This is a genomic window from Burkholderia sp. Ac-20365 (assembly GCF_017104715.1).
Classification (GTDB): domain Bacteria; phylum Pseudomonadota; class Gammaproteobacteria; order Burkholderiales; family Burkholderiaceae; genus Paraburkholderia.
Window position 1 is genome coordinate 143,415 of the sequence record NZ_JAAGPI010000011.1, and the last position, 22,367, is coordinate 165,781.

A 22,367-nucleotide genomic window follows, 5' to 3' on the forward strand; every position below is an offset into this window, starting at 1 on the left:
CGACGCGGCTTTGCGGTTGAATTGGCGTTGTGGGAATTGCAGGGACCTGGCATATTGATGTGTGAATCCTGCGGCTGGCCGACCTGATCTACTGGGATCGATTGTGCGCGGCGATGCGCGGGAGCTTCGTGTCGCGCAAAGGGCGACCGGCGACATCGCCTAGGCTGATTACCGGATTGCTGTATCTGCGGCGCGCATGTGATCTGTCCGATGAAGAGGTCGTCTGGCAATGGGGGGAGAACCCGTATTGGCAGGTTTTCACCGGCGAAACGTACTTGCAGACCGAACCGCCGATCGAACCAATTAAGCCCGACGCGTTGGTACAAACGGCTAGGCGAAGCAGGCGTTGAAGAGTGGCTGGTCGAGACGATCGAAACAGCCAGTCGTGCCGGGCGTGATCAAGAACTCGAGCGTGAAGCGCGTGATTGTAGACACGACGGTCATGGAGCAGGCGGCGATCCTGAGGGACATCACGGCGGAAATCGCCGTCGTCGACGGTGGCTATAAGGGCGTGGACGTCGAAGGGGTGAAGATTTACCACCCAGAGCTGCGGCGAGGCATTACGCGGGGATTACAGGCGATGATCAGACGGCGCAGCCCGAAAGAGCCAGCGATCGGCGATATAAAGACGGACGGAAAGCTCGACCGGAACTGGCTAAAAGGTACGCTCGGCGACGCGATGCGCTCGGTGCTGTGTGGCGCTGGCCGCAACCTGCGGATGATCCTCAGGAAACTGCGGCTTTTTGCGCCCTCGTTCTTGTCGCGCTATCGTTTCCGTAGATCAGATAACGCCCGTCGCCTAACGCCGACGACGGACAAGACGCTCTATTCAGGGCCGACTCGTTAGCCGGAAAAGCGCATTGTCGGCACAGCGGCCGCAAATTGCGCTCCCCAGTCCTTGACGTACGCATGCTGATCGGTGACTTCGTTGAGGATATTCCAAGGCAGTACGAGGACGATGTTCGGGCGTTGTTCGCGGAGCGCATCGGTCGGGAGAATGGGTATGTGGCTTCCCGGCAGATACTTCCCCTGTTTCGACGGCGCGGCGTCGCAGACATACGGCAGGAGATCCGGCTTCACGCCAGCGTAATTAAGCAGCGTGTTGCCCTTGGCTGCCGCTCCGTACGCCACAACCTTTTTCCCCAGTTTTTTCTGTTCAAGCAGGAACTCGAGCAGGCCGTTCTTCACCTCATCGGCTCTCGCCTGAAAGCTGAGGTAGGTCGAAAGCTCCGCAAGTCCAAAGCGAGCCTCTTCCTCGAGCACCCGCGATACCGACGGATCGTCCTTGCGCACATCGTCGCTGTGGCACCCATACACACGCAGACTGCCGCCATGCGTGCCGAGTTCTTCGACATTCCACACGCGCAGGCCTGCGCGGGCAAAAATCTTAGCAACGGTCTGTAGCGACAGATAGGAGAAGTGCTCGTGGTACACGGTGTCGAACTGCACGTGCTCGATCAGTCGCATCAGATGCGGGAACTCCAGTGTGATCGTGCCATGCGGCTTCAGAGCGGCTTTCAGGCCCGCAGTGAAATCGTTGATGTCGGGGACATGGGCAAAAACGTTATTGCCGGCGATCAGATCAGCCTGTTTTCCTTCTGCGGCCAGTTGTTTCGCCAGTGCTTCACCGAAAAACTCGCGCAGTACCGGAATGCCGAGACGTTCAGCTGCTTCTGCAGTGCTCGCAGTCGGTTCAATGCCAAGGCACGGAATACTGGTTTCGACAAAGTTCTTCAGCAGATAGCCATCATTCGACGCTATCTCGATGACCAGACTGTCCCGGCCAAGGCCAAAGCGCCCAGTCACCATTTCAGCGTAGGCTTTTGCGTGTGCTAGCCAGGTGTGTGAGACCGACGAGAAATACGCATAATCCGAACTGAACAGTTCATTCGCGCGCGCGTAATCCTCAGTCTGAACCAGCCAGCAATGCTGGCAGACAAACAGTTTGAGCGGGAAATAGGTCTCCGGTGCCTTCAGGTCGCCTGCTTTCAGATAGGCATTGGACGGCGGTGCGAAACCGAGGTCGAGAAAGACGTGTTCAAGCGGGTTTTGACAGTGTCGGCAGTTCATACAATTAATCCGCGAAACTCCGGCGTTAGAAGGGGATGTGATTGATCTCGCTGAGAGATTTCGGTGACTGGAAGCGGCCATTTGATGCCTACCGCCGGATCATCGTGTCGTACGCCGTCTTCTGCAGTGGGCTCATACGATGCCGTATGAAGATAGAGCAACTCGCTTTCGGATTCGATGACCTGAAAGCCGTGCGCGCATCCCTCTGGAATAACGAGCATCCGTCCGTTTTCGAACGAAAGCTCTTCTGCATGCCATTGGAGAAACGTTGGCGAGTCGGACCGCAAGTCGACGGCAACATCCCAGACCTTGCCCCGAAGACAACGCACCAGTTTCATTTCTGCGTGTGGGGCGCGCTGGAAATGCATGCCCCGCACTGCACCGGCGCGCGTGGTCCGGGAGTGGTTGATCTGCGTGATGTGCCGCTGGCCGATGACCGATTCGAGTTCGTTGTCACAGAAGACTCGCTGAAATACGCCGCGATGGTCGGCGAAGGGTGTGGCATGTACGACCATCACACCCGCAATGGCGGTTGGCGTGACGTTCATGCCTGGCACCACGACGTGCCAACGACCGCGGCATCTTCGATGTACTGGTCTAGTTGACGCGAGCTGACGATTTCCCCCGAAGCGAGCCATGTCCGATACCATTCGGACGTGTGCCGCAAAGCGTCGTCGATGCCCCATACGGGCTGCCATCCGAGCAACGTGTGCGCCTTCGTGCTGTCGAGCGACAGCAGCCTCGCCTCATGCGGATGACTCTGCGTCGTCATGTGCCACCTGATTTCGGGCCACGACTCTGCAATGCGGCCGAGTACGTCGGAAACCGAACGATTGCCATGGGCGTCAGGGCCAAAGTTCCACGCTTCCGCGAACGCATTCTGTCCTGTCAGTAGGCGTTCTCCAAGCAGCAGATAGCCACTCAGCGATTCCAGCACGTGCTGCCACGGCCGCGTTGCATGTGGTGAGCGTATCTCGAGAGAAGTACCGTTGCCCGTGGCCCGGACAAGGTCAGGTATCAGACGGTCCTCAGACCAATCGCCGCCGCCGATAACGTTGCCGGCGCGCGCAGTCGCCACCAGCGGCGCACCGGGCCTCGACATGAGCGAAGCACGGTAGCTGGCGACTGCGAGCTCAGTCGCAGCCTTGGACGCACTATAGGGGTCGTGGCCACCGAGCCGATCAGTTTCGCGATAACCCCAGACCCACTCGTTGTTCTGGTAGCACTTGTCAGTTGTGACAGCGACGATCGCTTTTACGGTCGACGTCGTGCGACATGCTTCGAGCACGTGGCAAGTTCCCATCACGTTGGTCGCCCAGGTTTCGAGGGGAGCAGCATAAGAGCGGCGCACGAGGGGTTGGGCCGCAAGGTGAAACACGATCTCAGGTTGAGCTTCCGCGACGACGCGTGCAACTGCGTCTGGATCGCGGATGTCGATCCGATGGTCGACTGCGTCGAGCCCGAGCAGATCCCAATGATTTGGGGTAGTCGCGGGCGCAAGCGATGCGCCCGTGACATGCGCGCCAAGGCGCGACAGCCACAGCGCGAGCCAACTCCCTTTGAAGCCGGTGTGACCGGTTAATAGAACCCGGCGATTGCGATAGGAGCCACTGAACAGGTTCACGACCACACCTGCCAGGGAGGAGTCGTTCGCCACAACTCTTCGAGGTGGTTCTTGTCGCGTAGCGTATCCATTGCCTGCCAGAAGCCACGATGCTGATAGGTCATCAGTTGACGTTCAGCCGCGAGCTTGGGCAACGGTGAAGACTCCCAACTCGTACCGTCGCCCTCGATGTAATCGAAAACGTCGGGTTCGAGGACAAAAAAGCCGCCATTGATCCATGCGCCGTCGCCTGCGGGCTTTTCCTGAAAGTTCAGGACCATATCGCCGTCGGTGTGCAACGCGCCGTAGCGACCGGGCGGCTGAATGGCCGTCACCGTTGCCAGCTTGCCATGCTGCCGATGAAACTCCACTAGGCGGCCCACGTCGATGTCAGCAACACCATCGCCATACGTGAAGCAGAATGTTTCGCCGCCGACGTAATCGCGAACTCGCTTCAGGCGCCCGCCTGTGAGCGTCTCCGCTCCGGTATCGATCAACGTGACCCGCCAGGGCTCGGCATACCGTTGATGCACCTCCATGCCGTTTCCCTTGCTCATGTCGAACGTGACGTCGGACGTGTGAAGGAAATAGTTTGCGAAGTATTCCTTGATTACATAACCCTTGTACCCCAAGCAAATCACGAAGTCGTTGATCCCATAGTGCGAGTAGATCTTCATGATGTGCCACAAGATTGGCTTGCCACCGATCTCAATCATGGGCTTGGGTTTCAGATGCGACTCTTCGCTAATGCGGGTGCCAAACCCGCCGGCAAGAATTACGGCTTTCATAGGTGTATGGACTGAGCAGTAACTGATTCGGATTGCGCTGGACCTACTGGGGATGCTCAGAAAGCATAGGAGGTCAGTGTACGCGAACCCAATTTCATTGAAAAGTCGACGCTTTTCGCGCCATCGATCTTACTCACGGTAATGCCTTTGATTTCTGCTGCGGCCCAGCCAGGTCTTCGTTCCCGGGCCGGGCCGCTGCAGTCACGCTGCGGTCAAGGCCGGGAGCATATGGTATGGCAGGTTTGCCCTGGCCGTCTCGACGCGTCGCCGTTACGCATGCATGTCGGCATGACGGACGAATCCAGCGAGGCCCCGTATGGGCACATGGCCGGCCGGACGTGGCGCCAGCAGATGACGCGAGGCCGTCTGGAGGCCATTGAGTCCGTCGCCGACCAGGTCATTTTCATTCTTCACGAAGCCTCTGAGCAGAGGTTCGTAGACCATGAACTGGCCCTCACGGGCGGCAAAGCTTCCAAGCCATGCGCCGAGGCTGCGCATCGCCAGATTCGTGGGCGCCGCCTTTAGTGCATTGACAAGGAACGTGCGACGTGCGAGCAGTAGATCAGGTGACACACCGTCGACGCAATGAGGCTTAAGTCCCAGTGACCCCGCGCATGGATCGTTCATCGCGCGGCCAGCGGTCGTGTCGTAAAGGTGCCCGCCGTCGTGGATGACTAGCGCGCCCCGCAAGATCTTGCCCGCGGTGTCGACCAGCGGACCTGTAACGGCAACGACATTGCCTACCAGTTCGAAGTGCTTCAGCGAATCCCATATCGCCTGGTTCTCGATTGCTACGGTCGAGGGCCCGACGAGCATCGCGAATTCGCTTTCCGAGTGTTCCAGAAGATCGAGCAGAACTGCGATTCCACGCGCGCCTCTGAATGCAGGCGCAACCTGACGGTTAGCAAATGGAAAGTGCTCAGGCGCGCGCGCATCAACGCCCATCGACAACAGATCTACCGACGCCGGCTCCTTCTGCAGGCGTCTCAGATAGAAGTCTTGAATGCCGAGATCGAACGGATAGGGCGCAACCTCATAGAGATCAGGACGTCGGCGCTGTGCGATGCCACGCAGTATTGCCTGGACGGACATCGCGCTGCCGGAGAAAGACGTGCCACTGTTGGAGAGCGAGCGCGGATGTTGTCGCCAGTGATACAGAACTTCTGGAATATGCAACGGCTCATGACCGCCTTCGACAAAGCGGACAAGAATATCCCAATCTTGTGCGTATTCGGCCTCGCCCGACGTAAATACGCCCAGTGCCAGCGCGCGTTTGCGTTGGAAGAGTATCGTGTGCCAGATGTACGACTGGGCGAACAGCAGCACGGGATCGAAATCCGGACGATAGTACGGATGACGAATTTCACCTTCGATCAGCAGGTCCTCATCCGAGTAGAAGATCGCCCTGTCAGGATGTTGCTTTGCAGCGTCGGTGAGTATCGCCAGTGCGTCAGGTGTCAACAGGTCGTCTGCGTCCATGGAGAGTGCGAAGTCACCCGTTGCATGTTCGAGGCAGACACGCAGCCCGCCATGAATCCCGAGGTTCACTTCGTGACGGATTGATCGCATCAGGCCTTCTGCCTCCAGGTCGATTAGCGTTTTGTCGAGTTCCGCCGATATGGGGCCATGCGCTAGCACAATCCACTCGCTTGCCTTGTGCCGTTGCGCGCGCATCGCGTCCGCCGTCGCGCGAAACAGCGTGGTATCGGTGCGCTCGTATACGGTTGTCAATACCGAAATGGTCGGTAGATCGCCCGTGAGATGCGGAGCGAGCGCTTCGTAGCGCTGTTCGACGTGCCGTGGGAAATAGGTTGTGTAAGGCGCGCGGATCAGCGGTGCGTCGGCTTCCGCAGGCTGATACGCGCGCTGTCCGCTTCGATCCAGGTGTCGAGCGTAACCCACAGGATTTCGCATCAGGCCGCTGAACGCCTCGGTGAACCCGGCAAGCTCGTCGTGCGATAACGCGGCTACATCGCCCGGTCCCAGTTTCGCTCCGATGAGCGGGGTGTAAATCACGCGTCGTCCCGCAAGGCAGGCAAGCGCGCCGAGCCATGGGCCCAGCATCGTCAGGCTGATTTCTGCTGGCAACTTGTCCAGGCTTTCGACCAGGAATGCCCGGTTCACGATGCAATGGCGTGCAGAGACAGCCGCGACCGATCGGGGCTTCCAGCTTTGCGCGAAGTATCCGGGGTTGGTCAGCGAGTTGCCACGCTCGGGGCAGCCGACTGAACCGCCATAGCCGAATACATATCCGCCCTCGCATACGACGTCACCATCGTGAATGCGTCCGCCAACGATCGCGGAATCCGGGAACAGATCGAAATGCATCAGCACTTCGTCGGCAAATTCCGGTTCGACGAACTCGCACGAGCGAGCTTGCAGGTGGACATAGCGTGCGGCGGTACTCATTTCGTCAATTGCGGTGCGCAGGCGTTCGCGCGAAACGCGTTGATCGATCATGACGGTGGCGATCTGTTCAACGTCGGCACCGGCCTCGCGTCGCTTGAAGCGGTAATCAGGCGTGCCGCCGAACAGCGGCGAAAGCGCAATCTCATACTTGTCGAGCTTGCCGCGTTCGTTCAGGAAGCGTTCGAGCGCAGCTTTGTGAGACGCATAGATGTAAGGTTTCGCGCGGTAATTGCTCGACGTTGACGACTCGTGCATCCGCCACGAATAAAGCACCTCGGGGATGTGCGTCGGCTGATGTCCAGCACTGAGGAACCGAATGAACGTATCCCAATCATGGCATCCCTCGACCGCCGGATCCGAATAGCAGCCGAGTTCAATGGCGGTCTTTCGGTCGATCGCAGTCAAGTGGGCGATGTAGCACGAGTGGACGAACAGAACGGGGTCCCAGTCTGGCTTCAGATATGCATCGCGATGGTTGTCTCCGTCGGTCTTGTCCTCGTCGGTGTAGGCGACAGGCGGCATGCCAGCCTGTTCGAGGAAACTCGACAGCGTCCGCAAGCTGTCGGGAAACAGCAGGTCGTCACTGTCGACGGGAACGACGTAGCGTCCCCGTGCACGCTCGAGACACCAGCGCATGCCGCCGATGATTCCCAGATTCTGTTCGACACGCCCAAGGCGTACGCGGCGATCACGCGCGATTTCAGTGAGGACCGCGCGCGTGTCGGCGCGCGACGTGCCGTTGTCCAGTATCAGCCATTCGAATTCGGCGGTCGTGTCCTGGCCAAATACCGTGTGAGCGAGGTCCGTGAGGAATGACGGGTCCGTGTCGTAGACGGTGGTAATCAGGCTGAGGAGGCCCGAGGTATCGCCTCCGACATACCGCTTAAGGCGCACGTGCGCCCGGTGTTGGTAGAAGTGGGGGACATCGCCAACGACACTGTCTGCGCGGACGAAGGAAACAGGGCGTGCCAGTTTCGGAAGCATTCCACGGCTCGAAACGCCGTCACGTCGCAACTGTGTGAGAATTGTCTCCACCGCAGGCGCGAGGCTTTCGGTCCAGTTCCGCGGAAGATTTAGTTGGGGCGGTGTGTTCCGGCGACCGCGATCGTCGCTGAGTGCGCGCGCGCGTGCGAGAGCCAGAAGCATGTCGCCGATCTCCGGATCCGCGCCTATCAGGTTGGGCGAGAGCGCAGCAAGGCGCGCTGCCGTTTTGCTTCCAAACGCTGTCGTGACGGCCAGTCCTCCGCATGCAGCCATTTCGAGTGGCGGATAGCTCGGATGAGGCGAAAGCATCGAGGACAAGAGAATGTCCGTTCCGCGCATCTGTTGCGCGTACCCTTCGAAGCCGAGCCATTTGGCCGGTTCGAGCATGTAGCCACGGCCAAGGGGGATTGGATCAAACGATTCTCCCATTCCAACAAATTCCCAACCGCCGTCGCCGAAAAGCCCCTTTTCGACGGCCGCGCGCAAAACAGCAACACCGAGTCCAAAGAGATTCCTCCTTGCAACAGTGGGCCTCGCGTAGAAGAGCAAGCGGCGAGGTGCTTGCGCGTCACGCTCCTCGGGATGGAAGTACGATTGGTCGATCGCGGGCTCGAACACGATGGCCTGCCGGCTGAAATCGGTACTCGCATAGCGGCCAACGGCGCGGCTTGCCAGATGGTCGCGCAGCAGGCTCGTATTGATGATCGGGACGTGATCGAAGCTGTACGATGCATCGGCATCAGCGAAGTTCTCGCTAGCGCCATAGAAGAGCGTCTCGTAGTCTTGCACGAGATAGTAGATGCGCTTGCAACGAAGCATGCTGGTCGCGGATTGTGCGGCATGTGCGGTCCACCACGCAGTCGCCATCAGTACGTCGTTATAGCCGAAGGCCAGAGACTTCGACCTGTTGCTTCCATCAAGGAATTCGACCTCGAGCGCGTCCGGCTCCAGCCCCGTCAATCGTTGCACGTGCAACTTGATCGCATCCAGCTCTTCGTCGGGAGGCAGGTCCGTTGAAATGAAGCTGACCGGGATGCCATGGTTGGCGAGCAGCATGCCCAAAACGTACGCCGTATTCGGGCCGCCGGTGGCGTGGCGCGCCTGAAGGGACGGCAGCAGAATTCTGAAGGTCGGAGTCGAACTCAGGCTGGGATCGACCTGCACGCTCAGAGGTTGATGCGGCAGCAGAAAGCTCAGAGCAGTATCGCTCGCGTCATCGTGGCGAAGACGGAGAATCGTTTCCGCCGCGAGGTCACCCGCTTCCTCGTACCGCCTGATTGCGTCTTCCAGTCGCGGTCGCGATAGGGCCTTCCGATGTGGCAGCCGACCTTCGTCGGCGCCGAAGAGAACGTAATGCACCAGCGGATTGATGTCTGCCGCGGCTACGTCAGGATACTGCGAGAGATACCACTGCGAATCGAATTCGCTATTCGGTGAGCGCCCCTCGGCCGCGCCATATTGCAGATAGTGGAGAAGCGGGTTAAGCCGGGCAGCGGCGACATCCGGATAGTTCTCCAGATACCAGGCACTGTCGAACATAGGATGTGGACTCAGTCCATCGAGCGCACCTGCCGTAACGAAATGTACCAGCGGGTTGATCCCGGCTGCTGCGACCTCGGGATAGCGCTCGAGATACCATTTGGTATCGAAGAGGGGATGAGGGTCTCGTCCTTCCTGGGCGCCCCACCTGATGAAATGCGCCAACGCGTTTTCGCCCGATGCTGCGACGTCGGGGTTGCGCTCGAGATACCACCTGGTGTCGAACAGGGGGTGCGGTTCGCGTCCTTCCTTTGCGCCCCACCTGATGAAATGAGCCAGGGGGTTGCCGCCGGCTGCAGCCACGTCCGGGTAGCGCGCGAGATACCAATCGATGTCGAACAGGGGGTGCGGATCGCGCTTTTCGCCGGCGCCCGATCTGATGAAATGCACCAACGGATTGATCCCGGCCGCTGCAACGTCGGGAGAGTGATTCAGGTACCAGAGGGTATCGAACAATGGGTGCGGGTGGCGTCCCTCGCGAGCGCCGAACCCGACGAAATGCGCCAACGCGCTGCCCCCCGATGCTGCGACGTCGGGGTAGCGCTCCATGTACCAGCTTGCGTCGAACATCGGATTTGGATTGCGGCCTTCGAGCAAGCCATGCTTGAGAAAATGCGCGAGCGGCTTGAGGCCTCTTTCTGCGACATCGGCATTCGACGATCGATACCATTCGGGATCGAACAGCGCAAGAAGGTCAACACGCGGACGGCCGCCCGCGACGGCCAGAAGACAGAGCCTAACGAATAATTTATATCGGGAAAGCAAAGAGCGATTTTTCCTGGGCATAGTTAAAAATTCGAAAGCAGGACGCGTGCAAGTGTCGTAGAAGGTTTGACGCGTCAGATTTTTTCGATAATCACCGGATCACCAGATTGTCCGTCTGCTCCGGGGAAAGGGGCGTTGCGTTGAATGGCGGTACTAGCGATTTTTTTCCAGCCAGCGAAAGGCGTCCATGATATTGGCGTGGTTGCCGATCTCGTGCGTAATAATTTTCGGCGGGTGGTGGATGTTCAGCAACTCTCTTAGGCCGTAGACCACCATGGGTCGCGCCAGCGTTTTGACGCGATCCAGCATTGCGAACGACCAGAACAGTCTTTCGGCGTACCGTCGGTCTTCTGTTTCGAAGTCTTTCATCCTTTGCCTGAAAAGTTGACGGCTCAGCGTCTTATTGTATCCGCTGCTTTGGGCAAGTTCGAATATCTGGATCCGACGATAGCGGCGCAGATCGATCCGCAAGTCAGCGAAGTCGGCCAGATGTCGTTTGACATAAAGCGCAGCGATCAGCCAGTTCCTGTAGTGTCCAGTGCCGGGGTGACGCAGTGCGCGGAGGATATCGTCACTTCCCGCAGCAAGCGCGGTCTCCGAAACCTGTTCGCCAAAAAATTCGCGGAACCCTTCTTCCTCTTTGTTGTTCGCATGAAAAAAGCCGAAGGAGCGCCTGGAAATGCCAATAATGACTTCAGGGGTGGGCGTGACGACTATTTTCTCAGCTGTCAAAAAGGTCAAAAAGCAGGCGAAGAAATCCGGATAGGGAGATTGGAAAAAAGCCTGCGTTGGTCCGTTGAACTGCATGAACTCGCGCCGCCACACGAAATGCTGGGCGTTAAAACTTATCAGATGTCGAAATCGCAAAGCCTGCTGGGCGAGGTGCCTTGCTTTTTGCCGATCGAGCAGGTATGGCGCGTGCTCTTCGTCGAATAGCGTGCTGTTATTGACTGTGCAGAAATACCCATCGGCCTGGTCGGGGAGAACATCCGGGTATGCATAGTGGTAAGCCATGCAGTAAACGACGTCCGGGCGCGCGTGGGCGTTGATGGTATGGCTGATTTTCTGTATGAACCCGGGCGTCAGGGCGTCATCATCGCCAAGCATCACGATGTAGTCGCCAGTCGCGGCTTTGAGTGCGCGGTTCCAGTTGTCCGTTACCGAAATCGGCGTGTCTCCGCGAATATATCGGATTGGCACCGACGTAATGGTTCGCAAATATTCGGAATAGTTCTCGCTGGAAGCGTTGTCCGAGACAATGATTTCCAGGTTTCCTACGTTTTGTGCCAGGACCGAATCGATCGCATGTCTCAACAGATCGAGTCGGTTTCGACTCGGCAACAAAATCGAAAAGGATGGTTGCGACATTCCGTTCCCTTGCGTTAAACGCGTCGTCATGACTGGCCGGCCTGGATCAACTCAGCGTCGACGTAGAAATCCTCGTGGATTCATCGTCAGCATGAACCGCTCGCACGTGCGATCGGCATAGAAACGGTCGTTCTCTGCCAGGAACAGATCGACGGCCTCCCAAGGGCCGGGGCCAAACTCCGGATAGGTTGGATGGCCGTTTATGTTGGTATCCTCCACGATCAGAAAGCCACCGGGTTGAATGAAGCGCTGATAAATTCGCAACTCCTGCAGGACGTGCTCACATCGATGATCTCCGTCCAGAATGACAAGAATGTTGCGCTTGCCGTCTGCGGCGCGCGCGACCTTGTCGATCACCTCCTCAGCGATGCTCGAACCGGTCAAATAGGTGATGCGGGGATGCCGCGGCCGAATCTGATCAAACGTGGGGTCGATGTCAATCGTGACAATCTCCCCGAAACCGGCCAGTTCACAGACCGTCGCGAGGTATAGTGCGCTGCCGCCTTTGTAGGTGCCGACCTCGATAATCAGATCGTGGCGCTCGCGGACGATCAACTCCTGGTAAATCCATAGATCGAGCGGACACTTGAACATTTCATAGCCCATCCATGACAGGACGATGGTATGAAGGCCGCGAAAATTGTCGATCTTCCGGTAGTACAGGTCGGAGAACGATTCGACGAGTCGGCGTTCCTCGTCTGTCAGATCTGGCTCAGCGAAGAAGGCCCGAAAATTACCGTGATGCCTGGTTGTCCAGGGATCGTCGGCGTCGGCATGGGGGCCCACGTTTTGCATGGCGTTGACAAGCTTCTGCATTCGCTCGAACAAGGGGCCTCCCATCTGGAATGTCATGAAGCCGGGGTGGTGAGCATCTCTGAAATCATGACTTAACGTCGATTAGACGGCAACCGACCGACACATCATTATCGGGCACGAAGGGAACACCGGCGCAAGGAGCACGAAGCGTCATTGACGTCAGCGCTTGACGCTGGACGAATAGAACCTGGATCGATGTCAAGTTGCGCGAATGATCGGCGCGATCCAACTTCGTGCTGTGTCCTTGATGTGCCATCTGGCGCTGAAATCGCGTGCGGTGAGTCGTCGCCACGTCACTGCCAGCGCGTTGCTCAATTTTGTTGAAGCGGAAGGATGTTGCCGGACGCGGCCAGCTCAGACGTTTCAGGCATGTCTTCATGCGAGGATATTGCTTTGCGGCGAGCCCCTGATTGACCTGTCCACTGCGGCCGGGCGAGTGCAGCGAGCGTTGGCCGCTTCGAGAGATTCAGGTCGCGTGTTGCGTGTTTCGCATAAAAATCGCGTAACAAACCGCAAATCCGGTTGCCGAAATCGGTTTTTTTTAGCAAACTGCCGCGTAGTTGCGGCCTTCAAATTTAAAGGCGTTCTTACCAAAATACGCCACTCCTTTCAAATATGATTTCATTCGATGAGCCGCGTTCCGAGACCAAGGGCTTGTCGGTTTCTGTCGTCGTTTTCAGGCCCGCAGAAGCCTTGTTGACGAGTACGCTCGCCAGTTTGGGGAGCGCATGCAGTGAATTGCGTAAATCCCGCCCAAATATTCCGGTCGATGTATATATCGTCGATAATGGCGGGCTTCCCGATCTGTCGCAGGCAATTGCCACCTTGGCGGATCTGGGCGTGGCTTGCAAGATCATGAGCGGCCATGGCAACGTCGGCTACGGCCGCGGTCACAATCTCGCCATCGAGCGCGCAGCGAGCCGCTATCATCTCGTCCTTAATCCGGACATCGATCTCGCGGCGGACGCACTGGCGAAAGCGCTGGAATTCTTCGAAACCCACCCCGAGGCCGGTCTCCTGACCCCTCGCATCGGCGACGAAAACGGCCGCATACAGTACCTGTGCCGCCGCTATCCGACGCTGTTCGACCTGTTCGTGCGCGGCTTCCTGCCTGCGAGCGTGCGGCGCCACTTCGCCCGCCGACTCAGACGTTACGAAATGCAGGATCTGATCAACGAGCGCGACATCGTCTGGGACCCGCCCATTGTCAGTGGCTGCTTCATGCTATTCCGCACGAGCGTGCTGAAACAGCTGGCTGGCTTCGACCCGCGCTACTTCCTCTACTTCGAGGACTACGACCTGAGTCTTCGCACGCACGAAGTCGCCCGCATCGCCTATCTGCCCGCCATGCGCGTGGTGCATCATGGCGGCGGCGCGGCGCGCAAGGGCTCCGCGCACATCCGCATGTTCGCCGCGTCCGCGTTCAGGTTCTTCAATCGTTTTGGCTGGAAGTGGCTATGAGTCATGTCGTCGTGAGCGGAGCGAACGGTTTCGTCGGTCGCGCGCTGTGCCGCGCGTTGCTCGACGCGGGCCATCGCGTGACGGGGCTTGTGCGGCGTTCCGGCGGTTGCGTGGACGGCGTGGCGGAGTGGGTCGACGCGAGCGCGGACTACAGCGGCATCGCGCAGAACTGGCTCGTCGGCCTGAACGCCGACTGCGTCGTGCATCTGGCCGCCCGTGTGCACGTGATGAACGACACGGCGGCCGACCCCGACGCCGCGTTTCGCGCGACCAACGTCGACGGCACGCTGCGCCTTGCAGCGGCCGCACGACAACATGGCGTGCCGCGCTTCGTTTTTGTGAGCAGCATCAAGGCGGTTGCGGAGGGCGATGGTGGACAATCGCTCCGCGAGAATGCCCCCCCGCGCCCCGAAGACGCCTACGGTCGCTCGAAGCGCGCGGCGGAAGAGGCGCTGACTCGTCTCGGCAACGACACTGGCCTGGAGATTGTGATCGTCCGGCCCCCGCTCGTGTACGGACCGCAAGTGCGTGCTAACTTCCTGCGCCTGATTGACGCCGTATGGTGGGGCATTCCGCTGCCACTCGGCGGCGCCGACGCGCGGCGTAGCATGGTGTACGTCGGCAATCTCGCCGATGCGCTCGTCCATTGTGCGACCGATCCGCGTGCCGCGCGCCAGTGCTTCCACGTCGCGGACAGTGATGCGCCGACCGTGGCCGAACTGGTGCGCGCGCTCGGACGCCATCTTGGCAAGCCGGCGCGGCTGTTGCATGTGCCGGCCGCCTGGCTGCGCATGGTGGGCCGGCTGACAGGACGCTCGGCGCAGGTCGACCGTCTGATCGGCAGCCTGCAGGTCGATACATCGCACATTCGCAACGTCCTCGGCTGGCAACCCCCGTTCTCAACCGAAGAAGGTCTGGCGGCAACCGTCGACTGGTATCGTTCGACTCATTGAGCCCGCTCATGCAGATGCATTCACTGATGGCTCCATGGACACTTCCGCTCGTCGCCGGCGCGGCTGTCTGCGTGTGCGCGGCGATCCTGTTTGTCTTGCTGAAGACAGGCCTTGCCTGGCGCCTCGCGACCGATATCCCGAACGACCGCTCGCTCCACGTGCGCCCAACGCCGCGCGTCGGCGGCTGGGGCATCGTGCCCGTCGCCGTCGTGGCGATGCTGCTGGTCGCGCCGTCGCTGTGGTTCGCCGCGCTGGCGACGGCGTTCCTCGCCGCCGTCTCGCAGGTCGATGACCGCCGCGGATTGCCCGCGCGCGTGCGCTTTGCAGCGCATCTGATCGCCGTAGCCGCGCTCGTCGCACTGTTTCCTGCAGCCGCACCATGGTGGGTGCTTTGTGCGCTGGCATTTTTGATGATCTGGCTGGTCAACCTCTACAATTTCATGGATGGTGCAGATGGTCTCGCTGGCGGGATGGCGCTGTTCGGCTTCCTTGGCTACGCGGCTGCGGCGCTTCTTTCCGACCATTCGATGCCCGAACTGGCCTTGGCGTCGCTGGCGGTAGCAGGCGCCGCGCTCGGCTTTCTGTTCTTCAATTTCCATCCGGCCCGAATTTTTCTTGGCGACGCGGGCTCGATCTCGCTGGGCTATCTGGCGGGCGCGCTCGGTTACTGGGGATGGCGCGGCGGTGCGTGGCCCGTGTGGTTTCCAGCTCTGGTGTTCGCGCCGTTCATTGGAGATGCGTCGGTGACTCTGGCGCGGCGTCTGATGCGCGGCGAAAAGTTTTGGCAAGCGCACCGCGAGCATTATTATCAGCGGATGGTGCGTTCGGGCGTCGGCCATGCGGGCACCGCATGGGCCTGGTACGCGGTTATGGTTGTCGGCATAGCGCTTGCGTTACTTGTACTTGGCCGCTCCCCGGCCGTTCAGTGGGGCACTGTCGCAGGGTGGGCCGCCGTGCTGGTCGTCATAGGCATCATCGTCGACCTGCGCTGGCGCCGGTTTCAGTCAACACTGACCCAACAATCCGAGGTATGACGCTGATGCTTAGATCCAAAGCAACCTGGCTATCCTTCAGCGCTTTCCTTTTCGACTTGGCCGCTGTCACCGGCGCGTGGCTGATCGCATACGTAATCCGCTTCAACGGCGTCGTGCCCGTTGATTTCCGCGACGGCGGGCTGCACGCGCTGATCTGGGTGCTGCCCGTCTACGGCGTGATGTTCCGCATCTTCGGTCTATACCGCGGCATGTGGGTGTTCGCAAGTCTGCCCGACCTGATGCGAATTTCGAAGGCGGTTGCGACGGGCGCTTTACTGTCGATGATTCTCGCGGTGTTGATCCAGCCTGTGCCGATCGTTCCGCGCTCCGTGTTGCTTGTCTCGCCGTTGCTGTTGTTCCTCGCGATGGGCGGCTCGCGCGCGCTGTATCGCGCGGCCAAGGAGTTTTACCTGTATGGCGGACTAGTCGCCCAAGGCAAGCCAGTTGTCGTGATCGGTGCGGGTACGGCGGGCGCGATGTTGGCGCGCGAGCTGTCGCGCACGAGTGAATGGCGGCTGATCGGTCTGCTCGACGACGACGTGTCCAAGCAGGGCCGCGAAATCTACGGTTACAAGGTTCTCGATTCGATCAACAAGCTGCCGGAGATCGCGGAGGCTACCAAGACCGAATACGCGATCATCGCGATTCCGTCGGCGCCGGTCGAGCAGCAGCGCCGTGCGGCGACGTTGTGCGTACGCGCTGGCGTGCGTGCGATGGTGCTGCCCGCACTGACGGACGTCGCCGAGGAGCAGGCGTCGCTTTCGCGCGTGCGCCACATCGATCTCGAAGATCTGCTTGGCCGAGAGCCAGTGCATATCGACACACCGCACGTCGAAGCATTGCTGCATGACCGCGTCGTCATGGTGACGGGGGCGGGCGGCTCGATTGGCTCGGAACTGTGCCGTCAGATCCTGCGTTTCGAACCCGCGCAGCTGATCGCATTCGATATTTCCGAGTTCGCGATGTACCGCCTTGTCGAAGAGATACAGGAGCGCTATCCAAGCACCTCGATTGTGCCCGTGATCGGCGACGCGAAGGACTCGCTGCTTCTCGACCAGGTAATGGCGCGGCTCACGCCGCACATCGTCTATCACGCTGCCGCCTACAAGCACGTGCCGCTGATGGAGGAACAAAACGCCTGGCAGGCGGTGCGCAACAACGTGCTCGGCACGTACCGCGTGGCGCGCGCGGCGATCCGTCACGACGTTAAGCGCTTCGTTCTGATCTCGACCGATAAGGCCGTCAATCCGACCAACGTGATGGGCGCGAGCAAGCGGCTCGCCGAGATGGCGTGCCAGGCGCTGCAGCAGACAAGCGAGCGCACGCAGTTCGAAACCGTGCGCTTCGGTAACGTGCTTGGCAGCGCGGGCAGCGTGATTCCGAAATTCCAGCAGCAGATCGCGAAAGGTGGTCCCGTTACAGTCACGCACCCGGAAATCACCCGCTTTTTCATGACGATTCCCGAGGCCTCGCAGCTTGTGCTGCAGGCGTCGAGCATGGGCCATGGTGGCGAGATCTTCATTCTCGACATGGGCGAGCCGATGAAGATCGTCGACCTCGCGCGCGACCTGATTCGCCTCTACGGCTTCACCGAAGACCAGATCCGCATCGAGTTCACGGGCCTGCGTCCCGGCGAGAAGCTGTATGAAGAACTGCTTGCCGACGAAGAAACGACCACGCGCACCCCGCATGCGAAGCTGCGTATCGCGTTGGCGCGGGGCGTCCCCGACAATCTGCTCGATGAACTGCTGCCGTGGCTGATGCAGCATCGCGTGCTGATGGACGACGAAGTGCGCCGCGATCTGCGCCGCTGGGTCTCCGAATATCAGCCGACGCTAGCCGCGCCGCCGCTGCGCAGCGTGCCGCCGCCCGCGGGCAAGCGGGCTTCAATGTAATGAAAAAGGCGCCGAGGCGCCTTTTTCATCTTCGTCGTGCTTCGCGTCTGGTTCGCGTCGACATGCCACGAACAATCGGGTGTCGCCACATGTGTGCGATAAAATAGGCGCGCTGTGCGCTTGCGCCTGTCACTTGCGACGCACACCTCATTTATCATCCTCCACGCCGCCGATGCCCCTTTTCGATTCACATCGTCTAGCTGTTCTGATTCCCTGCTACAACGAAGCCGCAACCGTGCGCTCCGTCGTACGTGATTTCCGCGCGGCACTGCCGAACGCCAGCATCTATGTATTCGACAACAACTCGACGGACAACACCAGCGATGTAGCGCGTGCGGCGGGCGCTGTGGTGCGCCAGGTCGGATATCAGGGCAAAGGCAATGTGATCCGGCGGATGTTCGCGGATATCGACGCGGACGTGTATGTGCTTGTAGACGGTGACGACACCTACGATGCCACGGCCGCACCGGAGATGATCGAGCGTCTCGTCACTGACACGCTCGACATGGTTGTGGCAACACGCCATACCGACGAGCAGGAAGCGTACCGCCTCGGGCATCGCTTCGGCAACGTAATGCTCACGCGCTTTGTCGCGTCGATCTTCGGTCGCACTTTCACGGACATGTTGTCGGGCTATCGCGTATTCTCGCGCCGCTACGTGAAGTCGTTCCCTGCGCATTCGAAGGGCTTCGAAACCGAAACAGAGCTTACCGTCCATGCACTCGAACTGCGCATGCCCGTTGCCGAAATCGCCACGCGTTACAAATCGCGACCGGAGGGCTCCGTCAGCAAGCTCAACACGTATCGCGACGGCTTTCGCATTCTCAGCATGATCGTGAAGCTGTTTCGCGCCGAGCGACCCCTCGCTTTCTTTTCTATCGGCACGGTGATGTGCGGACTCGCCTCCATCGTGCTGGCAGTGCCACTGCTGGAAACATACTTCGAAACAGGACTTGTGCCGCGGTTTCCGACGGCTGTGCTGTGCGCCGCGCTAATGACCTTCGCGGCGTTGTTCCTTGTGTGTGGCGTAATACTCGATACCGTCACGCATGGTCGCGCGGAAGTGAAGCGTCTCGCGTATCTCACCTTTCCAGCACCGGGAACTGAACTCGAGCGTGCGGCTGTGGCGGCGAAGGCTGTCGAATGAAGCGCGAATTACTGCGCTTCGCCATCGCCGGCGTGATTGGCTTCATCGTCGACGCAGGCGTGCTGTACGGGATGCTCGCGCTCGGCGTGGGCTATTTCGCCGGCCGCGTGGTGTCGTTTGTCGCGGCCGTCTGGTCGACGTGGCAGTTCAATCGACACTTCACGTTCGTCCAGGGCAGCAACAAATCCGCGTGGGCCGAGTGGTGGCATTATCTGTTTGCGATGCTGGGTGGCGGCGTGGTCAACTACGCAGCCTATAGCGCGACCGTCCTGCTGCTGCCGAAGAGCGCGCTACTGCCGCTCATCGCCGTTGCCGTCGGTTCGCTCGCAGGCATGACGGTCAACTTCCTCAGCGCGAAGCTGTGGGTGTTCAAGGCTCGCTCGTGACCTCCCGCCCCGTAAAGCCGCATCTTCAAACCAGGGCTGTATTGCCCAGCGGGCGCCGACGGATCGTCGATCTCCGCTCGCGTCGGGCGATGATAGCCGCGTGCGTGATCGTGCCGCTTCTGTTCGGCCTCTATTCGTTGCTTCTGGGTGCCGACGCGAACTGGGATCTGTACAACTATCACCTGTACAACCCGTTCGCGTGGCTGCACGGCAAGCTGCAGACCGATCTCGCGCCGGCGGGCATGCAAACGTATTTCAATCCGCTGCTCGACACGGCGGTATATCTGTTGAATTCGTATCTGCCATCGCGCGTCGTCGGCTTTCTGTTGGGCGTGCTGCATGGCTCGACGTTTGTGCTGATTGTCGCGATTGCGCGCCAGCTTTGGCCGTCAGGGTCTGGCGACGCCGGTTACCGCCTCCCCATTCTGATCGCCGCCGCGGGCTGCCTCACTGCGAACTTTCTCTCGGGCCTCGGCAGTTCGATGGGCGACGACACGACTGCGGTCTTCGTGCTCGCCGGTCTGCTGGTGACGCTTGCAAACTGGCAGCGCATCGGCACCCGCTCGCTCGGCGCACTCGCTGCCGCGACGTCAAGTGGTTTGCTAGTCGGTTTCGCGGCGGGTCTGAAGCTCACGAATGCGGTGTTTGCCGTCGCGCTCTGTTTGAGCCTTCTGAGCTATCCGGGCTCACTGCCGGTAAGAATCCGCGTCGCATTCCTGTTCGGTGTCGGTGTATTGATCGGCACGGTTGCGACCACGGGCTACTGGATGCTTCATCTGTGGCACCAGTACGGCAATCCGCTGTATCCGCAGTTCGGCAAGTACTTTCCGAATTCGCTGACGGCAGCCGTCGCGCAAAGCGACGTTCGCTGGTTGCCGCGCAACGTCGTCGAGACGCTGCTTTGGCCGTTCATCATCGCTGCGGACTCGAAACGGGTAGGCGAAGTATCGATTCGTCAGGTGATCTGGCCGATCGTCTACGTTGCGCTCGTGTGGTGGATGCTCGCCCGTACGGTGCGTCGTATTACGGGCCGGCCGCACGCCTCGCTCGAACCGAAGCAACGGCTCGTGGTGCTGTTCGTCGTGCTGGGTTTTATCGTATGGATGAAACTCTTCAGCATTTACCGCTATATCGTGCCGATCGAGATGCTCGCGCCGATGGTGCTCGTGTTGCTGCTCGACCGGCTGCTGCCCGCGCGCATCGCGCGGCGAGCGGCAGCGTGGCTGCTTGTCGCCGCCACGGCGGTCGTCGTGACGGGTGGCGCCCGTACCTGGGGGCACGAAGGCTGGGCCGATCCGCTCTATCACGCACAGGTTCCACCGCTTGCTCAGCCGGAGCGCACGACGGTCGTCATCAGGAGTACCACGTCGGGCTGGGCATGGATCGCGACGCGCTTTCCCGAGACGGTCGCATTCACGCAGATCGACAGCAGTTTCCCGGCGAGTGACGCGTTTCGTGCGCGCATCGTGATGCTCGCGCGCGAACGCGGCGGGCCAACTTTCGCGCTGATCGACGGCGCGCATAACTGGCGCGAGGACAATATCAAAGGTGTGAACGACGTCGCTGCCGCGCTTGCGTTGACGCGCTCGACGCGCGGCTGCGATACGTTGCGCTGGGCAGTGTCGAAGCTACATCTGCATGCCGCCGTCGAAAGTCCACGCGATGAATCGGAACAATGCCGGCTCGGCCTGCGCGCCGACGATCGGTTCGACATCGCCGCGCGCAACCGGGAGCTTGCAGCCGACGCTGCTACTGCTTTTGAGCGCGCCGGTTTTGATTTCGACGCGCAATCGTGCACGCCATATGAAGCCGGAATCGGCAAGGGCATGCTCGCCTGGCAGTGGTGCAAGATCAGTCCACGCTGAGTTCGCTCCAGGCGCGTGCAGCTTGTCGACGCATTCGCCACTCAATCTGGAAGGGCTTTCTCGTCTGAACCCTGTAGCGTGTGAATTTGCTTTAGATCAAGTTCACGCGTTACACAGTTCTGATTTCGTCAGCTATGCCGTCTTTTCCGCACCACCAGCCACTTCGGCGACTTGAACCGCACAATGCTCACGTACAGCCACACGTAGGTGAGCGCGAAAACGACGACGAAGCAAAACAGATGCACCGTATGCCGCCAGAACAACGTCGCGGGAATCACGGCAATCAGACAAAGCAACCACAAATACGGCGAAGTCAGCGAATTCCGCCGCGTCAGTTCACGCGCCGTCCGCGCACCCACAGCCCACCGCATCAGCCGCTTATAAACCAGCATATGCAGATGCACGCCATCAGGAATCCCCGGTGACATCCCGCGAATAAATTTCTTCCGATAAATCGAGAAGCATGTCTCGAAGATCGGATACATGAACAGCAGCACGGGATACCACGCCGACACATCGCGGTTGCGCATCACGAGCATGATCGACAGTTCGCCGAGCATGAAGCCGATGAAATACGCGCCACCGTCACCGAGAAAGATCAGACCGGCCGGGAAGTTCCAGATGAAAAAGCCCATCACCGCGCCCATCATGATGAACGACGCCGACATTACGATCGGGTCATGCACCTGGAACGCCACATAGGCGAGCGACGCGAACATCATGAACGCGACCATCGAAGCGAGGCCGTTGAAGCCGTCGATGATATTGATCGCGTTGGCCAGCGCCGCCACAGCCAGCACCGTCACCGTACACGAGATGGCCGCATAGGACAGCAGAAAGTCGAGCGGCGGCACGCTGATGCGCGTAACGGCAATACCCAGCACGAAATACGCAAGCGCGGCGGCGATCATCGTGCAGATCAGGCGCGCGAGCGGCGACACCTTCTTCGTCAGATCTTCGATCAGACCCGACGCAAACGCAGGCAACCCGCACGCGACAACGCCAAGAATCCCCGCCGAAACCGCCGGATACGCGCCATACAGCTGTATCGCCGACGCGACCAGCCCCACCAGAATCCCCGTTCCGCCGATGCGCGGCACCGGCCGCGCGTGAAATTTCTGCACGCCCGCCAGATCGGTGTCCGCAAACGTTTCATGCAGATGCGCATACCGCACGATCACGAGCGTGATCAGTAATGAAACGATGAAACCGAGCGCGAAACTGAGCATGAAAGTCGGGGCCAAAAAAGCAAACGGTGGATTATACAAATGAAACGCAGCGCGC

The 22,367-nt window shown here is 59.9% G+C and carries 16 protein-coding genes and 1 pseudogene; 8 read left to right on the plus strand and 9 right to left on the minus strand.

Annotated elements, in window-relative coordinates; genetic code table 11:
• Positions 1 to 65: 65 nt before the first annotated feature.
• Positions 66 to 847: pseudogene (locus G3O01_RS20820) on the plus strand (transposase); the annotation flags it as partial.
• Here G3O01_RS20820 and G3O01_RS20825 read toward each other — a convergent pair.
• From G3O01_RS20825 to G3O01_RS20860, 8 genes are all read right to left on the minus strand, one after another.
• Positions 844 to 2,070 (minus strand): class I SAM-dependent methyltransferase, encoded by a 1,227-nt coding sequence (locus tag G3O01_RS20825; RefSeq protein WP_205807022.1) that lies wholly within the window; start codon positions 2,068 to 2,070, stop codon positions 844 to 846. The pseudogene G3O01_RS20820 and the gene G3O01_RS20825 overlap by 4 nt on opposite strands.
• Positions 2,067 to 2,618 carry a dTDP-4-dehydrorhamnose 3,5-epimerase gene (gene rfbC, locus G3O01_RS20830; RefSeq protein ID WP_205807023.1) on the minus strand — a complete coding sequence of 184 codons (552 nt, stop codon included), beginning with the start codon at positions 2,616 to 2,618 and terminating at the stop codon, positions 2,067 to 2,069. The genes G3O01_RS20825 and rfbC overlap by 4 nt, the downstream gene beginning before the upstream one ends.
• A complete protein-coding gene (gene rfbG, locus G3O01_RS20835; RefSeq protein ID WP_241024138.1) occupies positions 2,615 to 3,688 on the minus strand; it encodes a CDP-glucose 4,6-dehydratase in 1,074 nt (357 codons plus the stop codon). Before rfbG ends, rfbC begins: the two co-directional genes overlap by 4 nt.
• A 2-nt stretch (positions 3,689 to 3,690) precedes the next feature.
• Positions 3,691 to 4,461 (minus strand): glucose-1-phosphate cytidylyltransferase, encoded by a 771-nt coding sequence (gene rfbF / locus G3O01_RS20840; protein ID WP_205807024.1) that lies wholly within the window; start codon positions 4,459 to 4,461, stop codon positions 3,691 to 3,693.
• A 270-nt stretch (positions 4,462 to 4,731) separates the two neighbouring features.
• Complete coding sequence (locus G3O01_RS20845; protein WP_205807025.1) at positions 4,732 to 10,179, minus strand: glycosyltransferase; 5,448 nt, start codon at positions 10,177 to 10,179, stop codon at positions 4,732 to 4,734.
• 132 nt (positions 10,180 to 10,311) lie between these two features.
• The gene (locus G3O01_RS20850; protein ID WP_205807026.1) at positions 10,312 to 11,526 is read right to left on the minus strand and encodes a glycosyltransferase family A protein; all 1,215 of its coding nucleotides are present in this window, start codon (positions 11,524 to 11,526) and stop codon (positions 10,312 to 10,314) included.
• A gap of 51 nt (positions 11,527 to 11,577) precedes the next feature.
• Entirely contained in the window at positions 11,578 to 12,342 is a 765-nt protein-coding gene (locus G3O01_RS20855) for a CmcI family methyltransferase (protein WP_205807027.1), read from the minus strand.
• 64 nt (positions 12,343 to 12,406) lie between these two features.
• Positions 12,407 to 12,721, minus strand: coding sequence for a hypothetical protein (locus G3O01_RS20860; protein WP_205807028.1), 315 nt, complete (start codon positions 12,719 to 12,721; stop codon positions 12,407 to 12,409).
• A gap of 236 nt (positions 12,722 to 12,957) precedes the next feature.
• Between G3O01_RS20860 and G3O01_RS20865 the strand changes: the two genes are divergently transcribed.
• The 7 genes from G3O01_RS20865 (at position 12,958) to G3O01_RS20895 (ending at position 21,083) form a co-directional block, all read left to right on the plus strand.
• Complete coding sequence (locus tag G3O01_RS20865; RefSeq protein ID WP_205807029.1) at positions 12,958 to 13,803, plus strand: glycosyltransferase family 2 protein; 846 nt, start codon at positions 12,958 to 12,960, stop codon at positions 13,801 to 13,803.
• The gene (locus G3O01_RS20870) at positions 13,800 to 14,756 is read left to right on the plus strand and encodes an SDR family oxidoreductase (protein WP_205807030.1); all 957 of its coding nucleotides are present in this window, start codon (positions 13,800 to 13,802) and stop codon (positions 14,754 to 14,756) included. The genes G3O01_RS20865 and G3O01_RS20870 overlap by 4 nt, the downstream gene beginning before the upstream one ends.
• Before the next feature lie 8 nt (positions 14,757 to 14,764).
• Positions 14,765 to 15,790 (plus strand): glycosyltransferase family 4 protein, encoded by a 1,026-nt coding sequence (locus tag G3O01_RS20875; RefSeq protein ID WP_205807117.1) that lies wholly within the window; start codon positions 14,765 to 14,767, stop codon positions 15,788 to 15,790.
• Positions 15,791 to 15,795: 5 nt separating this feature from the next.
• Complete coding sequence (locus G3O01_RS20880; RefSeq protein ID WP_205807031.1) at positions 15,796 to 17,685, plus strand: nucleoside-diphosphate sugar epimerase/dehydratase; 1,890 nt, start codon at positions 15,796 to 15,798, stop codon at positions 17,683 to 17,685.
• 172 nt (positions 17,686 to 17,857) lie between these two features.
• Positions 17,858 to 18,832 (plus strand): glycosyltransferase family 2 protein, encoded by a 975-nt coding sequence (locus G3O01_RS20885; protein ID WP_205807032.1) that lies wholly within the window; start codon positions 17,858 to 17,860, stop codon positions 18,830 to 18,832.
• Positions 18,829 to 19,218, plus strand: a complete 390-nt coding sequence (locus tag G3O01_RS20890; protein ID WP_205807033.1) for a GtrA family protein — start codon at positions 18,829 to 18,831, stop codon at positions 19,216 to 19,218. The genes G3O01_RS20885 and G3O01_RS20890 overlap by 4 nt, the downstream gene beginning before the upstream one ends.
• Positions 19,219 to 19,307: 89 nt before the next feature.
• Entirely contained in the window at positions 19,308 to 21,083 is a 1,776-nt protein-coding gene (locus G3O01_RS20895; RefSeq protein ID WP_241024123.1) for a hypothetical protein, read from the plus strand.
• A gap of 128 nt (positions 21,084 to 21,211) precedes the next feature.
• On the opposite strand, the gene G3O01_RS20900 is transcribed toward G3O01_RS20895, so the two are convergent.
• Entirely contained in the window at positions 21,212 to 22,312 is a 1,101-nt protein-coding gene (locus tag G3O01_RS20900) for a glycosyltransferase (protein WP_205807035.1), read from the minus strand.
• Positions 22,313 to 22,367 lie beyond the last annotated feature (55 nt).

Bases quoted from the DNA above. Each gene is read 5' to 3' on its own strand.
- G3O01_RS20825 (WP_205807022.1), bottom strand. From the start codon at position 2,070: ATGAACTGCCGACACTGTCAAAACCCGCTTGAACACGTCTTTCTCGAC.
- rfbC (WP_205807023.1), bottom strand. From the start codon at position 2,618: ATGAACGTCACGCCAACCGCCATTGCGGGTGTGATGGTCGTACATGCC.
- rfbF (WP_205807024.1), bottom strand. From the start codon at position 4,461: ATGAAAGCCGTAATTCTTGCCGGCGGGTTTGGCACCCGCATTAGCGAA.
- G3O01_RS20845 (WP_205807025.1), bottom strand. From the start codon at position 10,179: ATGCCCAGGAAAAATCGCTCTTTGCTTTCCCGATATAAATTATTCGTT.
- G3O01_RS20850 (WP_205807026.1), bottom strand. From the start codon at position 11,526: ATGTCGCAACCATCCTTTTCGATTTTGTTGCCGAGTCGAAACCGACTC.
- G3O01_RS20855 (WP_205807027.1), bottom strand. From the start codon at position 12,342: ATGCAGAAGCTTGTCAACGCCATGCAAAACGTGGGCCCCCATGCCGAC.
- G3O01_RS20860 (WP_205807028.1), bottom strand. From the start codon at position 12,721: ATGAAGACATGCCTGAAACGTCTGAGCTGGCCGCGTCCGGCAACATCC.
- G3O01_RS20865 (WP_205807029.1), top strand. From the start codon at position 12,958: ATGATTTCATTCGATGAGCCGCGTTCCGAGACCAAGGGCTTGTCGGTT.
- G3O01_RS20870 (WP_205807030.1), top strand. From the start codon at position 13,800: ATGAGTCATGTCGTCGTGAGCGGAGCGAACGGTTTCGTCGGTCGCGCG.
- G3O01_RS20875 (WP_205807117.1), top strand. From the start codon at position 14,765: ATGCAGATGCATTCACTGATGGCTCCATGGACACTTCCGCTCGTCGCC.
- G3O01_RS20880 (WP_205807031.1), top strand. From the start codon at position 15,796: ATGCTTAGATCCAAAGCAACCTGGCTATCCTTCAGCGCTTTCCTTTTC.
- G3O01_RS20885 (WP_205807032.1), top strand. From the start codon at position 17,858: ATGCCCCTTTTCGATTCACATCGTCTAGCTGTTCTGATTCCCTGCTAC.
- G3O01_RS20890 (WP_205807033.1), top strand. From the start codon at position 18,829: ATGAAGCGCGAATTACTGCGCTTCGCCATCGCCGGCGTGATTGGCTTC.
- G3O01_RS20895 (WP_241024123.1), top strand. From the start codon at position 19,308: ATGATAGCCGCGTGCGTGATCGTGCCGCTTCTGTTCGGCCTCTATTCG.
- G3O01_RS20900 (WP_205807035.1), bottom strand. From the start codon at position 22,312: ATGCTCAGTTTCGCGCTCGGTTTCATCGTTTCATTACTGATCACGCTC.